The 15,819-nt window shown below is 41.9% G+C and carries 12 protein-coding genes; all 12 read right to left on the bottom strand.

Features of this window, described 5'->3' with window-relative positions; all coding sequences use genetic code 11:
* Positions 1-51 precede the first annotated feature (51 nt).
* A complete protein-coding gene (glnE, locus tag F3741_03765) occupies positions 52-3,213 on the bottom strand; it encodes a bifunctional [glutamate--ammonia ligase]-adenylyl-L-tyrosine phosphorylase/[glutamate--ammonia-ligase] adenylyltransferase (protein ID MZG29919.1) in 3,162 nt (1,053 codons plus the stop codon).
* Between the two features lie 114 nt (positions 3,214-3,327).
* Positions 3,328-4,740 (bottom strand): type I glutamate--ammonia ligase, encoded by a 1,413-nt coding sequence (gene glnA, locus F3741_03760; protein MZG29918.1) that lies wholly within the window; start codon positions 4,738-4,740, stop codon positions 3,328-3,330.
* Positions 4,741-4,920: 180 nt separating this feature from the next.
* A complete protein-coding gene (locus tag F3741_03755; protein MZG29917.1) occupies positions 4,921-5,259 on the bottom strand; it encodes a P-II family nitrogen regulator in 339 nt (112 codons plus the stop codon).
* Between the two features lie 304 nt (positions 5,260-5,563).
* Positions 5,564-6,208 (bottom strand): lysophospholipid acyltransferase family protein, encoded by a 645-nt coding sequence (locus F3741_03750; protein ID MZG29916.1) that lies wholly within the window; start codon positions 6,206-6,208, stop codon positions 5,564-5,566.
* Entirely contained in the window at positions 6,189-7,364 is a 1,176-nt protein-coding gene (gene lpxB / locus F3741_03745; protein MZG29915.1) for a lipid-A-disaccharide synthase, read from the bottom strand. The genes F3741_03750 and lpxB overlap by 20 nt, the downstream gene beginning before the upstream one ends.
* An 85-nt stretch (positions 7,365-7,449) precedes the next feature.
* Positions 7,450-8,256, bottom strand: a complete 807-nt coding sequence (locus F3741_03740; protein ID MZG29914.1) for an LpxI family protein — start codon at positions 8,254-8,256, stop codon at positions 7,450-7,452.
* 96 nt (positions 8,257-8,352) lie between these two features.
* Entirely contained in the window at positions 8,353-9,318 is a 966-nt protein-coding gene (locus tag F3741_03735) for a Gfo/Idh/MocA family oxidoreductase (protein ID MZG29913.1), read from the bottom strand.
* Positions 9,318-10,088: an acyl-ACP--UDP-N-acetylglucosamine O-acyltransferase gene (gene lpxA, locus F3741_03730; GenBank protein ID MZG29912.1), complete on the bottom strand. Its 771-nt coding sequence runs from the start codon at positions 10,086-10,088 to the stop codon at positions 9,318-9,320. Before lpxA ends, F3741_03735 begins: the two co-directional genes overlap by 1 nt.
* Before the next feature lie 70 nt (positions 10,089-10,158).
* Positions 10,159-10,590, bottom strand: coding sequence for a 3-hydroxyacyl-ACP dehydratase FabZ (gene fabZ, locus F3741_03725; protein MZG29911.1), 432 nt, complete (start codon positions 10,588-10,590; stop codon positions 10,159-10,161).
* A gap of 103 nt (positions 10,591-10,693) precedes the next feature.
* Positions 10,694-11,236 (bottom strand): OmpH family outer membrane protein, encoded by a 543-nt coding sequence (locus F3741_03720; protein ID MZG29910.1) that lies wholly within the window; start codon positions 11,234-11,236, stop codon positions 10,694-10,696.
* 29 nt (positions 11,237-11,265) lie between these two features.
* On the bottom strand, positions 11,266-13,536 hold the full coding sequence (gene bamA / locus F3741_03715) for an outer membrane protein assembly factor BamA (GenBank protein MZG29909.1): 2,271 nt from the start codon (positions 13,534-13,536) through the stop codon (positions 11,266-11,268).
* A gap of 160 nt (positions 13,537-13,696) precedes the next feature.
* On the bottom strand, positions 13,697-15,819 hold a 2,123-nt coding region (locus tag F3741_03710; GenBank protein MZG29908.1), incomplete at its 5' end, for an ATP-dependent Clp protease ATP-binding subunit.

Here is a 15,819-nt window from a genome sequence, read left to right as displayed (position 1 = left end):
CGAGATTTCTGGTTACTGGAATGTTTATGAAGTAATTGTAAAGATCGGGCGTTAGTGCGCGCGGAGCAGGTTGCCAATTATTTTTCGGTAGTGCTTACGCACCTGTTGGGTATGGCGTGCATAGTCTTCAAGTAAGGAACTCGCCAGGCTTTCCGCTTCATCACCTTCATATCCGAGCATTCGGGCTAAAGGTGCCAGCTCAATGTTATCTTTTGGGAGAATATTGGTTGGTGTCTGTCGGATGATTCGCAAAACACATTCCAGGTTCCTTAGAAAAAGGTAACTGTCCATAAGTTCTTCCGCCAAAACCTGGTCCACCAAACCGAGATCGACAAAACTTTTCAAAGCCAGGAGAGTGTTCGTTTGCCTGAGACGCAAAAACTTTTTTCCGTGCATCAATTGGAGAATTTGAACCGCAAACTCAATATCCGCTAATCCTCCAAATCCCAACTTCACATTTTTTCCTTTGGTGGATTCTTTTGCCAGTTCGATCTCCATTCTTTCCCGCAAACGCGAAATTTCTATAAGCGCTCCATATTCGAGTTTGCCCTGATAAACAAATCGTTGGGAAGATTCTATAAATTTTTCACCAACCCCAACATTACCGGCTGTAAATCTTGCTCTTACCAAAGCCTGTTGTTCCCAGATTCTTGCGCGAGACTCGAAGTATTTTTCGTATCCATCTATTGAAAGAACCAGGACCCCGGCATCGCCCTCTGGCCTGAGCTCAGTATCAATTTTGTAGGCATAACCCGCGGAAGTCATCTCAGAAGTCAGTTTATAGATTAACTGTGACAATGCTGAATAATAACTGGCAAAACCCTCAGGCGGGGGATCGGTTTCTCCTTCACCGTAGACCAGAATAACATCGAGATCTGAACCGAAATTCAATTCATGACCGCCCAGCTTACCCATACCAATGATGCAAAAATTATTCAGGCAAGGATTACCGGATTTTTTTTCCAGTTCTTCGCATGAAATTTGAAAAACCGTTTCCAGAAATACATCCGCAAGATTGGAAAGGTCTTCCAGCGTTCCAGCCAGGTCCGCTTCCTTGATCAGGTAGCGCACACCTATTCGAAGTTCTTCCGCCTGTTTTACGCGTCGGAGTGTTATCGACCTGGATTCAAGGTCTGTGGCATTTTTTAAAGCCCGGTCCAAATCTTCCCTGATTTTTTCAGCCTTCTTAAAGCGGTAGATGCTATCCATATCTGTTAACACATCCACTAAATCAGGCCGTCTTATAAGAATTTGTGACAGCATTCCACTGCTGCCAAAAAGAATAAGCAATAACTCCAAAAACTTCTCATTCTCCTGAAACAAGCTGATAAATGAGTCCCGTGCCCCTGTTGCTTCCACAAAATGGCACAGGTTTTCAATTGCCGAGTCAGGAAGAGGCACTTTTCTGCACTGCTGTAATATTTTAGGAATGATGCTGTAAAACTCCTGGATACTTTGCACAGAAGGATGTGAAAACTGGGCACCATCTCGAAAGGACACCAGAAATCGATAAGCCCTCTTGGGGTCTGGAAGAAATGGGATTTGTTCAAGATGGCTTATTGTGAATTGCTCCTCGCCAATTCGAGAGCGATCCCATTCACTGGAAATGGTTTCTGCAGCTTCTCTTTTTTCTTTTTCAACAAATTGTTCCGCAAATATTTTTCCCACAAACCGGGTGTGCTTTTCATATTCTTTCATCAGGTTATCTGCCAAAAACTTCTGGCTATCACCCATCACTCTCATTTTTCTTGCTAACACAGCCAAGTCGGCTTCCTTTTCTGGAAGGAGATATGTTTGCAATCCAAAAGTAATCTGCACACGGTTTTCCAGGTTTCGCAAAAATATGTAAGCGTCGCGAAGTTGCTCGTGGTCTTCATACGAGATAATATTTTTTTCACAAAGCGTTTTCATGGCGCCGAGCGAATCTCTGACACGTAAGCTTTTATCCCTGCCACCCAGAAGTAACTGATAGGCCTGGACAAAGAATTCAACTTCCCGAATTCCTCCGAACCCAAGCTTGATATTTCCCTTTGAATGTTTTCCTTTGAGGCTTTGATTGATCCTGCGCTTCATGGACTTTATTTCCTCAATAGCATCAAAGTCCAGGCTTCGCCTGTAAATAAAAGGTTCAATCATTTCGAAAAATTCCTGACCGAGACTTTCACTGCCCGCCGAAACGCGTGCCTTGATGAGAGCCTGCCTCTCCCAGGTCCTTCCCCAGGACTGGTAGTAAACTTCACAACTGGCCAGGGAATTTACAATTTCTCCACTTTTGCCTTCTGGACGCAGTTCAAGGTCTACACGAAACACATTACCATCTGAAGTTATTTCATTAAGGGACTTTGAAATTTCCAACGCCAGCTTGCTAAAGTACTCGTGATTCGAGATACTCATGGTAGAAGAATCGTTTTCGTGAACAGGGCGGGTTACTCCCTGACTCGAAGTATAAATATAAATCAAGTCAATGTCGGAACTGTAGTTAAGCTCACAACCTCCCAGCTTACCCATACCGAGAATTGCAAATTCCGATTCCTTCCAATCCCCATCAGCATCCTGGTAAACAGGAACCCCATATTTTTTTCGCAGTTCACGGTCGGCATGCTCATAGGCGGCCTGCAAACATACATCCGCAAGGTTAGAAATATCCTCAACAGTTTCCTTGAAGTCAACTTTCCCCAGCAAGTCCCTTAACCCAATGCGAATGTATTCTCTTTTTTTGAATTTTCTGAGAGATGGGAAAATATTCTTTCCTTGAAACTCTTCTCCAGCCATTTCATAGAAATCTCTCATTAACATATCCTTGGATTTTGAATTGGCCAGGGTTTCAGGGCGACTCAACCAATCTACGTATGAAGGTTCCTTCAGGAGTGTATCGGTGAGAATTTGGCTTCCAGAGAACAAAAAGATCAAAGCTTCAAACAAGGAGGGAGAATCGGTCAGTTGAGTGTATAAATAATCCTTATCTAAAATTTTCTCTGAAAAACGCTCGAAGTTGTGCAAAGCCATATCCGCATTGTGCGAACTTGAAATCAGCGTTAACAAGACTTTGAAAAACCCGGGATATAACTTTTCAAATTGGGCATGGCCTGCCAAAGCAATAATGTCTTTCCATGCATTTTCAGGATCGCGAAGAGAAAAGCCGCGCATAGGCTCTAGCAAGGATTCATCCCACGGCTTGCGTTCATGAATTCGTTGGATCAGTTCTTCTATCATGGAGTTATATTTATGGAGTCTGGAATTCTAGTCCTGATACCTGCCTAATTTATCATATAAAAAAACCCCCTGGGAGAACCCAGGGGGTTATAAAGTATAAATATAATTTTGGAATCAGCAATCGTAATACATTTCGAATTCAAGTGGATGTGGTCTGAGTCGAAGTGGATCGATCTCATTTTCACGTTTGTAATCGATCCATGTTTCGACCAAGTCCTGAGTAAAAACATCACCCTTGAGAAGAAAATCATGGTCTTCTTCGAGAGCATCGAGAGCTTGATCTAATGAATGTGGTAAAGTTGGAATGCTTGCCAACTCTTCCGGTCCGAGTGAGTAAATATTTTTATCTAGTGGCTCGCCTGGATCAATTTTATTTTGGATACCATCCAGACCTGCCATGAGCATAACTGCAAAAGTTAAATAGCCATTACAGGAAGGATCCGGGTAACGAATTTCCAATCGCTTAGCTTTGGGACTTGGAGAATACATTGGTATCCTTATAGAAGCACTCCGGTTGCGACTTGAATAAGCCAAATTAACAGGTGCTTCAAAACCTGGCACTAATCGTTTGTAGGAATTAGTTGTTGGTGCAGCAAATGCACATATTGCCCTAGAATGTTTCAAAATACCACCGATGTAGTGCATTCCCATTTCACTGAACCCAGCATAGCTATTCCCAGCAAACAATGGCTTTCCATCCTTCCAAATGCTCTGATGGGTATGCATTCCTGTACCATTGTCGCCGAACATTGGTTTAGGCATGAAAGTAGCTGTCTTGCCATGCGCTTTTGCAACATTCTTAACTATGTATTTGTACCACATTAAGCTATCTGCACATTTAACCAGTGGAGCAAAACGCATATCAATTTCACATTGACCACCAGTTGCCACTTCATGATGATGACATTCCATTGTGATTCCAACTTGTTCCATTAGCAACATCATTTCAGACCGGATATCCTGCAAAGTATCGCTAGGAGCAACTGGAAAGTAACCCTCTTTATGCCTCGGTTTATGTCCAAGGTTAGGGTCTTCATCCCTACCGGTATTCCAAGTTCCTTCTACAGAGTCAATCGAATAGAACGATTCATTCACATTAGAATCATATTGAATATTATCGAAAAGAAAGAATTCAGCTTCTGGTCCAAAAAAAGCTGTATCACCTATACCTGTAGACTTTAGATAAGCTTCGGCCTTTTGAGCAACGTTTCTAGGGTCTCGGCTATATTTTTCTTTTGTAATTGGATCGACAATATTACAAATCATACTTACAGTTGGGATTTTCATAAATGGATCCATCACCGTAGTAGCAGGATCGGGAATGACGAGCATATCGCTATTATTAATAGCTTGCCAGCCACGAATGCTGGAGCCATCAAAACCCAATCCTTCTTCAAATAAACTTTCTTCCAATTCACTCATAGGAACAGAAAAATGCTGCCAAGACCCAAGAAGATCCATGAATTTAACATCTACAATTTTAGCATTATTCTTTTTTGCGAAATCTACTGCCTCTTTTGGAGTCATTAATGTATCTCCTGCATAAAATAGTTAAGAATTATATTCAAAAAAATTAAAACGTAAAATATCAGGGGCTAGTTAACCGGCTGCGCTTTAAATCCCAGAGTGTCATAACAAAAATAGAAACATATGGAAATCAGACCAAGGCATGTAAACAACAAGTCTTTATACTAACAAAAAATAAAATCAAATAGCCTCTTCTCCACGTTCTCCCGTACGAATACGTACAATATCCTGAAGATCTGTTACAAATATTTTCCCATCACCAATTCTTCCAGTTTGAGCTGCCTGCATGATGGTATTGATCACATCTTCCACCTGGGTATCGCTAATAATGATCTCCATCTTGATTTTAGGAAGAAAATCTACCACATACTCCGCACCACGATAAAGTTCTGTATGACCTTTTTGCCTACCAAAACCTTTTACTTCGCTTACAGTTATTCCTTTAACCCCAATCTCATTCAATTTATCTTTTACTTCATCCAATTTAAACGGCTTAATGATTGCCTCAACCTTTTTCATATTTGTTTTCCTCGTATGTTCAAAAAAGATCCGGGCTGGTGGACAACATACCTTTATGGTCTGAACCACTTACAAACCATAACGATTCCTACTCGGAAACCCCCTAACCAGTTACAAGAATTAATTCAATATTCATGCCAATGAGAACTTGCCCAATCTCATGATGAACCTTATAAAAACCTATAGATTTAAAGGGATTCGTAACTGGGCGAACTATACCACAACCCATAGTCAAATTCAAACACGTATAGATGCTTAAAATTAAGGTATATGAGGGTCGGAAATGATTATATTTAAAGCTTTTTTAGGCCTCATCACTGGCTTGGGTTATATGATTCAGCGAATTTTCAAGCATAATTCGGTTTTCCTCAACACTTTGTTCTGAAGGCTTACGGGCGAGAGAAATCGGGGATGAGAAATTAAGAGTACAACGGGTAAAAGGGATAGGAATGACAAACCGGTCCCAGGTTTTTAGAACCACCTTATTTTTGGACCCGAATGTCATCGGGAAAACAGGCACCCCGGTAATTGCTGCCAGTTGAATCGAACCTGGCTGGGCTACGCATCTTGGTCCACGGGAACCATCCGCAATGATGATGATCCGTTTATTCCGACGCAAGACTTTAATCAGAGACCGGGCTGCTGGAACAGCTTTTTTATATGTTGATCCTCGTATTACTGAGTAGCCCATCAGTCGGGCAAGACGCGCAAGAAGATCTCCATCTTCACTAGGACTGATCAATAGGAAATAATCCGGGTTTCTGCGAAGATAATAGAACAGGTAAAAAATTCTTCCATGCCACAAGGTCAGGATATAGGGACCTGGGTTTTGCTTGAATTGGTTTTCCCCTTCTTTATTGAGGTTTTTTTCTCGCAGAGTCAGGCACCAAATATAAATCAACCCGAAAAGCAGGTATGGGAGTACATAATTAAACAGGAGTTTTTTCATTGTCTCTATATTTATCCATATAATCAGCAATGCGTTTCGCGACGGCTTCCATAACCCCGGGCCTGCCCAAAGTGTTCTTAATTTTCAGTAGCCGCTCGCGAATCGCTTTTCCCTTTTCAGGGTTCTGCAATACAGCAAGCACTTCCGCAGAAATATTCTCCACTGTCACTTTATCCTGTATTAATTCTTTCGCCACCTCTTCCTCGGCAACAATATTCACCAGGCCCACCAATGGTGCATCGACCAATAACTTTGCCAACCAGTAGGTCAATCGATTCAACTTATAAATGATAACCATGGGACAACCCAGCATTCCCGCTTCCAATGTAGCTGAGCCTGACGCAATGATCAGCATATCGCAGCTATTCATCACATCATAAGGTTCACCCTCAATCAACTTTATACCAAGAGGGTTGGTTCCCAAACGCTGTTTAAGAATAACTGGATCAATAGAGTTAGCGACAGGCAGAAGAAACTGACAGTCTCCCAGTTCATTGCGAATTTTTTCAGCTGCCTCAACCATTACATTCAATAGAGAGTCGATCTCATTCATTCTGCTTCCAGGCAGAAGTCCAATTGTTTTAACCTTGGAATCCAAGGAATATTTTATCTGGCTTTCTTCACGAGACCGGCTGGGCTGAACATGGTCCACAAACGGATGCCCCAAAAATTCCGCGTCCACTCCAGCATCCAAATACAACTTCTCTTCAAAAGGGAGAATGACAAACATTTTACTAACGGATTCCCGGATCTCCTTAATTCTTCCTTTTCTCCAGGCCCAAATCTGGGGGCTGATGAAAAAGAAAACCGGGCAACCGAAACGCCTTCCCTGTTTTGCCAATCTAAGGTTTAGCGTAGGATAGTCTATAAGAATCAGAGCATCATAGCTTCGCGAGGCAATTTCCCTCATCAGCGTCCGATAGACCTTGTAATAATGGCCAAAGTCTCCCAGAACCTCGACAATTCCGACTGCGCCCATACGCTCAATTCCAAACAGCGTATCCACACCGGCTTCCCTCATTTTGGCTCCACCCATACCTTTAAAACCAGCCTCGGGCGAGCGAGCCTTTAATGCCGACACCAGTTTTGAGCCATGCAAGTCTCCAGATGCCTCTCCAGCTATGATCAAATAGTTCAGAAAGCCTCCACTGGCCAGCCTCTCGCCAGCCTTAAAATTCAATAGATTTTTAAAATCGGGATGAAGTTTTGCAATTTGATGTCCCTGCCACCTTGCGTTAAAACTAACAACAGGTTACAGAAATTTTCGATGCATCCGCCAATTCAAGAACTTTTTCCTGTTCCACCACCATTACCCGCTCTGCTTCCAATGCCAAAACTGAACCTTCGCTCAACATACGAATAGTTTGTGGTCCGATACCCGGGCTATCATAACGATAATCCTGATTAGTCCTGCTAACTTTGATCACCACACATTTACCCTGAGCAAGCTCACACCCTCTTTGGATAGCTCTGTCAGTTCCCTCCAAAGCTTCTACAGCCACAACAGTTTTATTTTTTACAATGAGCGTCTGACCGATTTCCATATCAGCCAGTTTTCTGGCAATGGGAAGCCCAAACTCAATATCCGCCAATTCCTGCTTTGTAGGTTCTCTTCGCGTCAAGGTTCCTTTTGACGGAAAAATTTCCGACAAAAATTCTTTTTGGCTCAAAACTTTGAATCCTTCTTTTTCAAGCTCACCAATCATTCCCAGCAAAAGTACCTTATCTTCATGCGTCACGATGTTTTTTAAAAACTTGAGAGCCTTAAGATCAAATTTTTGCAATTTAAAAACAATACCTTTATCCACTTTACCCAGAATCAGCAAATCCTTTACATTATTCTTTTGAAACGTCGCAAGAATTTTTCCTGCCTGACCTACACCAATAGAGTAACTGTTTTCAGAGTAGGGTTTCAGGTCGTTTTGGATCTCATCAGAAAATCCAACACTTATAATTTTTATCCCCAACTGGCTGGCTTTACGCGCAAAATATATTGGAACCTCTCCCGATCCTGCTACAAGGCCTATTTTTTCATGGGTGCTATCCATATTAACGGACAAAAAAGAAGAATTAACGTAAGGAGTGCCTGTATCGTAACTGGGGTAATAATGAGACTACGATGCGATCTTTAACAGATAGAGAAACTAATTATTTCTTTTCTTATTGAACTGGTCCAATATATCAAGAGCAATTTCCAACGAATAAAGTTCGTTATTCACTGCGACATTTCGAGGACTTCCATTTTTAACGCAATCAATGAAATGCTGGAGCTCAAGTTTTAGAGGATTATCTTTATGAACAAAAATCCTTTCGACCAGCGATTCCTGCTTATACCTTAGCGACCCCTTGCTCATTTGGTGCTCCGATGAGGATTTACGGTGAACATAAATTTCCTGATCGGTGTAATCCAAAACCACGAAAGAATCTTTCTGTGTTACTGACAAAGTGCGGACTTTATTTTGAGACGCGCGACTTGCAACAATATTTGCAATACAACCATTTTCAAACTCAAGTTGAGCGCTCACAAGATCATCCTTGTCAGAAAAAACTGAAGCCCCAAGTACATGCGAAGTAGTCACTTTAGATTGGATCAGGTTGAGAATGATATCAATATCATGAATCATTATGTCCAGTATCACCCCATCATCCTTGATTCTTTCATTGAAAGGACCGGTTCGCTTACACTCTACAAACAGGGGAGTTTCAACAATTTTATGTAATTCCTGAACAGCTCCATTAAACCGTTCCACATGACCAATATGCAAGGTAAGATTCTTGTCCTGAGCTATCTGGAAGAGTTCTCGTGCATGATCAAGACTGTTAGCACAGGGCTTTTCTAACAAAACATGAATACCATTACTAAGCAGTTCTTTAGCAATGGGGTAATGCAGCGTTGTAGGCACTGCGACAACGGCCACTTCAACCCGGCCAATAATTTCTTTAAAGTCTGAAAAAGTTGGAGCATGTTGAGTCTCCTGAATGGCCTTTCGACGCTCAGGGTCATTATCCACAACCCCTGCCAGGTCGACTCCCTGCATTTCGGATAAGACACCTACATGATACCCGCCCATTCTTCCTGCTCCAATTACACCAGCTTTCACCTTAGCCACTATTTAGTCACTCCTCTGGAGGAATTTTTTATAAAATTTACAAGATATTGAACTTCATCAATCATTTTAATATCCGCTTCGATTTTTTCAACAGCCTGATTTGTATTCAGCTCTGGCTGGGCAATCAATTTCAAAGCTTTTTTTATTTCCGCCCTGACATCTGGCTTAAAGTTTGCGCGCTTAAGACCAATTGTATTTGCACCGAACATTTTAGCCGGATTTCCTTCCACAGTAGAAAAGGGAAGGATATCCTGATTCACACGCGCCATTCCTCCAACCATAGCATACTGCCCAATTCGAACAAACTGATGGATGCCCACCAAACCTGAAATAAATGCTTTATCTTCCACAATCACATGACCAGATAAAGCCGTGCTATTTACAATAACCACTTCATTTCCGATCTCACAATCATGGCCCACGTGTGAATAGGCCATGAGCAAACAACCATTTCCAATCCGGGTCACACCATTTTCAAATCCCGAACGGTGAATGGTAGAATACTCACGAATAACCGTTTCATTACCAATTTCCAGGGAAGCAGGAACATCCTTAAAGTTCTTTATTTGCGGTTCTCCTCCCAGAGAAGCACCATGAAAAATCCTGCAGTTCCGGCCGATAACTGTATCCCCTTCAATCAATACATTAGGGCCTACAATCGTTCCTTCTCCAATCCTGGCTTTCGGGCCAATAGTGGTAAAAGGACCCACCTCGACTCCCTCGGCCAGAATTGCATCTTTATGAATAACTGCGCTGGAATGAATTGTCACGTTCTAAAGGGTAAAACCATCTTGATGATTGATCTGAAAAACACGCAAAATAATAGTGCGCCGTTGCAAATCAGTCCTTGCCGAGCATAGCCTGAATAGTACACTCTGTGGCCAAAGCATCCCCCACATATGCTTTGCCTTCAAATCGGAAAAGAGTTCCTCTTTGCTTGATTTTCGTCAACTCCAACCTTAGCTGGTCACCAGGAACAACAGGTTTCCTGAATTTTGCACCGTCAATACCGGTAAAAAACACGGAAGACTGGCCTTCCCTGTTCATAATTTTAACTCCTAAAATACAGGCAACCTGGGCAAGGGCTTCAATAATAAGGACACCTGGCATGACCGGAAACTCTGGGAAATGTCCCTGAAAAAAAGGTTCATTAATTGTCACATTTTTGATACCGACAATTCTGGAGTCCATATCACACTCAATAATCTTATCCACCAGCAAAAAAGGGTATCGGTGAGGGATGATCTTTTTTATTTCATTAATATCAATCATAGTGGGAGCCCAAACTTTCTGTTGAAAGCCGTTTTTTTTCTGGAAGAACCTGAGAACACAAGTGCGGAATCAAGCAGACTGATTTAGCCGAAGTTTAACCGGCTTATTTATTTGATCGGTCATAAGCCCGTGTAGCAACACTCGTCAAATCGTTGCCCTTATCATGGTAGAGAACAACTTTCTCTTCCAGAATCATTGTATATTTCTTTTCTTTACCAATTTTTTTAATAACTCCCATCATTTTAATCAACATTTTCTGGGTCATTTCCTTTTCCTTGTTTCCAAACTCCGTGTTCTGGTCCTGCACATATCTTTCAAACTCGATTTTTTCCTTTCTAAACTCTTCTTCTTTTTTCTTCTTTAATTCCGGATCCAGAACAAAACTTTGCTTACTCAGATTCGTCAACATTTTTTTGATCTTCTGCTCCCTGATCTTGATTCTCTTCTTTTCTTTATTAAATTCCGCCTTAAATTTTTCAAAGTTTGTTTTCCATTCTTTAGTGCTGGAAACTGCTTTTTGAATATTCAAAAAACCAATTCGACTATCTGCCGCAAACGAAGAAACGACAAAAGGTCCGCAAAGCAGAAAAACCAAGATGAGGAGAGGACTAACACCTCTAAACTGTAATAAATTTGTTAACCGCATAAATCTGATCCTTTTAAAGAAAATAAGTTTTAGAATGCGCTTCCTGCCGAGAAATGAAATTGCGCTGCTTCTTCGCCGGATTGCTTATCCAGTTTAATTCCATAAGCAAAGCCCAGCGGACCAAAAGGGCTTAAAAAGCGTATGCCGGCCCCAATACTGCTTCGCATTTCAGCAAGGTCAAAACTTTTCGCAGTAGTACTGGTATCAGTGCCGCTACCATAAACATTTCCGCGATCATAAAATAAAAACCCGCGAAAAGACTTAGTAAAGGGATACTGCAATTCCAAGTTGATAAGAAGTGATTGCTCACCTCCAACAGGGTCGCCATCACCATCTTTTGGCCCAACATCCTGAATTGTAAAACCTCTCAGGGAATTAGGACCTCCCATGAAATACCTTTCAAAGCCCGGAAGCTCTTCACCACCATACCCATCCCCATAGTTAATCCGACCATGGGCCGCACCAACAAGTTTCCCTATGAGAGGATGATAATAAGTCACTTCATAAACAGACTTGGTAAATTTCGCACCACCCAGCCCGGCAAACTCAAATCCTATCACATGCCTCCACCCCGTGGAAGGGTTTAAAAAATTATCACGTGAATCATGGACATAAGTTGGCGCCACCCTGCTGGTCACACGGGTTTCATTTTTAAAAAACTCGGTTTCATCGGCAGCAGCCAGACCAGAAAGTTCTACAGTTTCAAAACGGTATCTAAAATTAACCGAATCATATTCGGAAACATTTTTACCCAGGCGAAACCCACCACCCGTTGACTGTGAACTAAAACTGAGAAAATCCTGGTCCCTGTTAAAGGCATCAATCCCCAGTAATATTTCTGAATCTAACAAACGTGGTTCAGTAAAGCTCAAGCTAAAATCCGCACGGATAGAAGAAAGCTGGGCATTTAAACTCAAACTCTGGCCATTTCCAAAAAGGTTATTCTGGGTAATGGCGGTCGTAAAAATAAGATTTTCCACAGAACTAAAACCTGCCCCAACTGTGAAATTCCCAGTCGGTCTTTCGGTCACTGTCGTTAAAATATCAATGAGGTCAGGGTCCAAACCTCGATGGGTATCTATTTTAACATCTTCAAAAAAATTAAGGTTGTTGATCCTTTGTTTGCTTCGCTTCAATTTGGAGCTATCGAATAGTTCTCCTTCTTTTAAACGAAATTCTCTGCGGATAACATTATCCCGGGTTTTGATGTTTCCGAGTATTTCAATATTGCCAACATATACCTTTTTACCCTTATCAACCTCGATGGACAACTCAACAGTACGGTCAGCATCGTTCAGCTTAGAAACCGGGTTCGCATCCGCGTAAGCATAACCTTTCTTAGAATACAAATCAGTGATTGTTAAAATATCCTCACGCAACTCAGATACATTGTAGACCTCACCTACTTTAGTCTTTATGCTTTTTTGGATTTCATCCGCTGAAACCGCATCATCACTATTTAACTTCAAACTCTTTACGCGGAATTGAGGGCCCTCTTCAACCGGTATAGTAATATGAACCTCTCTGGCTTTTTTATTTATATCAATACGCGGCTCCAGCACCTTGACCCTGAGATAACCGTTGTCATGGTAAAAACCTTCTACCCGAAATAAATCCAGCTTTAAGATATCTTTCTGATACACCCCGGAATCATCCAGAAATGAAAACCAAGACGTCTCTTGGGTTTCCATCTGATCCAGGAGGTCATCATCAGGAAATGCCTTGTTACCTGAAAAACGAATCTTTTCAATCTTTACCTTTTCCCCCTCCTTGATCCTTATCGAAATATTTACCAGGTTTCCCTTTCCGGACTGGGTATCTATATCGACTTGCGCAAAAAAGTAACCTTTCTCACGATATAGTTTTAGGATCTCATCGCTACTTTCCAAAACCATATGGTCATTAAAAGTCGCCCCTCTTTTGAGTCCTATTTTTTCCCGGATATCGTTTGCGTCTATCTTGTCATTACCAACAATATCAACATCTCCGATTGAAGGTATCTCTTCAACAATAAACTCTAATTCCAGCCCTTTCAACGTCTCCCGTGTTTCAACACGAATATCCTTGAATTGCCCAAGGCTGTATATTTGCTCAATGTCCTCACGGATCTGTTTTTTGGAAAGAATGGAGCCTGTCTTGGTCCGAATGTAATAGAGGATGGTAGATTCATCAATCCGCTTGTTACCAGAAATCTTTACAGACTCAACGATTTCACCTTCTTGAGCCAAAGCACAAGGGACCAGGGAAACTAGAATAATGCCAATTAAGGCCGCAAAAAAAATGTGGGCTTTTTTTAACATTCGGCCAGAACTATCTGAAATTTTTAGAGTTATCAGGGAGATTCATCACCTGTATTTCCAGACAAAAAAAAGTATCAAGCCTCAGCAGTATAACCCACTGAAACTTAATACTTTAAATATTTTTTATCATCATTGCTTCGCTCAAGCGAAGAAAATTTTATCAGCCAACATTCACAGCTCCGGACTTTTCTACAAATACCAAGCTGTCATCCTGCAAACTGACCTCAATGAGTCCGCCATTTTTAAACCGCCCTTTGAGCATTTCATCGGACAAAACATCTTCCAAATGTTTTTGAATCGCTCGTTTTAAAGGCCGGGCTCCAAAATTCGGGTCATAGCCTTTTTCAGCCAGCCATCTTTTCGCACCCGGTGTTACGTCAATGGTCAACCCTTGCTGGATCAACTGCTCATTGAGAATATTTAATTGAACATCTAGAATCTCGACAATATTATCCAATTCCAGAGGACGGAAAACTACCGTCTCACTCAAACGATTGAGGAACTCAGGGTTGAAAGTTTTCTTCAAGTCCTGTTTCAATTCCTTTTGCATTTTATCGTAATTCAATTCTTCATCATCCTTATGGAACCCGAGACTGGTTCCCTTTTCAAGCATTCGGGAGCTTATGTTAGAAGTCAGAATCACAACCGTGTTCTTGAAATCTATCACCCGGCCATAACTATCGGTCAGCCGACCATCATCCATGATCTGCAACAAGAGATGGTAGATGTCAGAGTTTGCCTTTTCTATCTCGTCAAAGAGGACCACAGAATAAGGTTTGCGTCGTACCTTTTCTGTCAATTGACCTCCCTCTTCATATCCAACATATCCTGGAGGTGCTCCTGTCAGGCGCGAAACATTAAATTTTTCCATATACTCAGACATATCCAGTCGTATGAGAGCGTCTTCATTGCCGAACAGAAATTCGGCCAGAACCTTAGCCAGCTCTGTTTTGCCAACACCAGTTGGACCAAGAAACAAAAAGGTCCCAATCGGCCTTTTCATATCTTTCAATCCAGAGCGGGATCTTCGAATCGCCTTCGTCAACACTTTAATCGCCTCACCCTGGCCCACTACTTTTCCAGCCAGTTCATTTTCCATATTTATGAGGCGAGCGCTTTCCTTCTCTTCAATGCGAGAGAGAGGAATTCCAGTCATACTCGAAACAACATCGGCAATATCATCCTCAGTGATGCTTGGTTCACTATCATCACGGTCTTTATCCCAATCTGCTTTCACCATATCCAGTTTATCGCGCAACTCTTCTTCTTTATCGCGCAACTCAACGGCCTTTTCAAACTCCTGGTTTTCAATGCATACTTTTTTATCGCGAATCACAATGTCTATATCCCGCTGAATTTTTTTCATCTCAGGAGATTGAGTCACTTCACGTAAGCGCACCCTGGAACCAGCCTCATCAATCACGTCAATGGCTTTATCCGGGAGAAAACGATCACTGATATAACGTTCAGAGTACTGGACCGCAGTTACAATCGCGTCGTCAGAGATTTTTGCCTTGTGATGCAATTCATATGGAACTTTCAGCCCTTTAATAATCTCAATCGTTTCTTCAACCGTTGGAGGATTAACGATGATGGGCTGGAAACGTCTTTCTAAAGCACCATTTTTTTCAATATATTTTCTGTACTCTTCCAAAGTGGTTGCACCAATACATTGAATTTCACCACGGGAAAGAGCTGGCTTGAGCATATTTGAAGCATCAACCGAACCTTCAGCGGCTCCAGCTCCAACCAAAGTATGCAGCTCGTCTACAAAAAGGATGACACTGTCATTCTGAATGATTTCTTTCATAATACCTTTGAGACGGGCTTCAAACTGACCACGGTATTTTGTGCCCGCAATGAGGGAACCCAGGTCCAGGGAAACCACCCTCTTCTCAAAAAGGGTATCAGGAACTTCACGTTCAGCAATTAGCTGTGCCAAGCCTTCAACGATTGCAGTTTTACCAACTCCAGGCTCGCCAATTAAAACAGGATTATTTTTTGTACGTCGGCTGAGTATCTGGATCACCCGTTCTATTTCCTTGGCCCGGCCGATCACAGGATCCAGCTTTCCGTCGATTGCCATTTTAGTAAGGTCACGGCTGAATTCATCCAGGGTTGGCGTTTTGCCTACCTCACGGTTGCTCTCGGTAGGTTCTTTGAACATTTCCACAATTTTTTCGCGGACATCATCAAAGAACATTCCAAAACTATTCAGAACCCTGCAAGCAACACCCTCTTTCTCCTTCAAAAGCCCTAAGAGAAGATGCTCCGTGCCAATAT

Source organism: Nitrospinota bacterium (genome assembly GCA_009873635.1).
Lineage (GTDB): Bacteria > Nitrospinota > Nitrospinia > Nitrospinales > VA-1 > LS-NOB.
Note: the sequence above shows the minus strand (reverse complement) of the source record. Positions and strands in the feature narration are given on the sequence as shown.